This is a genomic window from Vibrio sp. Vb1554, from assembly GCF_033344235.1.
Genome location: NZ_JAWPOJ010000081.1, coordinates 1 through 2,333 on the forward strand (window position 1 = coordinate 1; position 2,333 = coordinate 2,333).

Below are 2,333 nucleotides of genomic sequence, written 5' to 3' on the forward strand. Positions count from 1 at the left end.
GACCAGTATCCCGATCCCGGCTGGCCGTCCTGGCCGCCACATGAGGCATGTTCCGCGTCCTTGCAATACTGTGTTTAGCAAAAATGCAAGCCGATGAACAACTCGCGATGGCAACAGCTAAAAAATTGGTAGAACAAAAACGCCAAATTGAAAAACAATGTTCTAAATAAATCCACCACTCGCACAAATCCCCCCTATTGTGCGAGCCTAAAAACACAGACACCTTATCACTGCTTTTCGAAACCATTAATCAATGCTTCTAAACCAAATAAAAAAGCCTCTGTGCCATCATCTTGATCCATAATTTGCAAAGCATCTTTTAATAGTCGAGGCATCGTATCATCTGCTATTTGTTGCCTATCATTAAGTGCTGCGATATGTTCTTGCTGCTCTAACACAGAACCTAACGTAAAATGACCAACCGCGCTTATTGCATATAACCCACATTTTAATGAAAAACCATTGTCCACCATAAACTGCAACTGCATTTCTACGGTGTCATATTGGTCTGAACTCGGGCGAGTCCCTAAATGCACTTTTGCGCCATCACGGTAACTTAATAATGCATCACGAAAGCTCAATGCATTATTACGTAAAAATTGTTGCCACGTTTCCCCAACTGCGGGTAATGAATGACGATGATTACGCTTTAGCATTTCAACAGATAATGCATCCAACAATGTGCGCTTGTTCTTCACATGCCAATATAGTGTAGGCTGCTCTACGCCCAGTTTTTGAGCTAGTTTTCGCGTTGTCAGCCCTTCCATTCCCACTTCATTTAGCAACTCTAATGCCACTGTGATGATGGTTTCTTTATCTAATCGCGCCATACTGCCCTCTCTTTTTTTCTATTGACACTCTATCACTGATAGGGATATATTCCAACTCTATCAATGATAGAGAAAAAACGATGAATAAATTTGCGATCACCGCTTTAACGATCACCGCCCTAGATGCTATGGGGATCGGCTTGATCATGCCTGTATTGCCTACATTGTTACGTGAATACGTGTCGGCTGAAAATTTAGCAAATCATTACGGTATCCTGCTGGCACTGTATGCCATCATGCAGGTTTTTTTTGCTCCTCTACTTGGCAAATGGTCTGATAAATTCGGGCGCCGACCAATATTACTACTATCTCTTGCAGGCGCTGCTGTGGATTACACTTTGCTTGCATTATCTAGCTCACTTTGGATGCTATACGTTGGGCGATTAATTTCTGGAGTTACTGGCGCAACAGGTGCGGTCGCCGCTTCTGTTATTGCTGACAATACTGCTTCACAAGAGCGTACTAAGTGGTTTGGACGCTTAGGGGCGGCTTTTGGTGTCGGGTCAATCTCTGGCCCTGCAATTGGCGGCTTTACAGGGCAATTCTCAGCTCATCTTCCTTTTATTATTGCTGCCATTTTAAATGCGCTCTCTTTTTTAGTTATTATGTTGATATTTAAAGATAATAAAATCAAAAATACTGAAAAAAACACCACAGAAACAGCAGAAAATTCGCGACCTTTCCTGCAAGTGATCAAGCCAGTCATACTATTGTTATTTATCTTTTTTATGACTCAAATGATAGGGCAAATTCCAGCAACGACATGGGTGTTATTTACGGAACATCGTTTTCAATGGGGCAGTATGGAGATCGGCCTATCTTTAGCGGGGTTAGGCATCATGCATGCCTTGTTCCAAGCATTTGTAGCGGGCGCAATCGCCAAGAAATTCAATGAAAAAGTGACGATTATTGTGGGCTTTGTTGTTGATGGAGCAGCATTCATTATTTTGTCATTATTGACAAAGGGTTGGATGATTTACCCTACATTAATCTTACTCGCCGGCGGCAGTATTGCGCTACCAGCCTTACAGGGGTTAATGTCAGCTCAAGTCAATCAAACTAACCAAGGTAAGCTACAAGGCGTTCTAGTCAGCTTAACCAATACGACGGGGGTGATCGGCCCATTATTATTTAGCTTTATTTTTGGTCAAACACTGGCAAGTTGGGATGGCTGGATATGGATGATTGGTGCGATAATGTATGTTTTATTGATTGTATTTATTTTATCTTTTTATAGAAGCACCAAAAAGATAGTTAAAATAGCGAAGCTACCAGCGAGCTAAGTTTTAGCATATCAATATTAAGTGCTATGATACCCCTATCAGATTTGCTTTTAGCACAAGATATTAAGAGACAAACCCTATGACATTACCCCCTAAAAAACCAAGAACAAAACCTGCGGAAGAAAGGCTAGATGACCTAATGAACGTATAGGAAGAATAAACGCCCTTTTCACCCAAGTCCAACAGCTTTGGACCGCAGTTGACTCTTTCGACACCCCTG

The 2,333-nt window shown here is 41.8% G+C and carries 2 protein-coding genes; one reads left to right on the forward strand and one right to left on the reverse strand.

Going from position 1 to position 2,333, the window contains the following annotated elements:
* Nucleotides 1-227 precede the first annotated feature (227 nt).
* Complete coding sequence (tetR, locus tag R8N28_RS23730) at nt 228-830, reverse strand: tetracycline resistance transcriptional repressor TetR (RefSeq protein ID WP_000113092.1); 603 nt, start codon at nt 828-830, stop codon at nt 228-230.
* Nucleotides 831-910: 80 nt separating this feature from the next.
* Here tetR and tet(59) point away from each other — a divergent pair, with 80 nt between their 5' ends.
* Nucleotides 911-2,113: a tetracycline efflux MFS transporter Tet(59) gene (gene tet(59) / locus R8N28_RS23735; protein WP_193285843.1), complete on the forward strand. Its 1,203-nt coding sequence runs from the start codon at nt 911-913 to the stop codon at nt 2,111-2,113.
* Nucleotides 2,114-2,333: the final 220 nt, after the last annotated feature.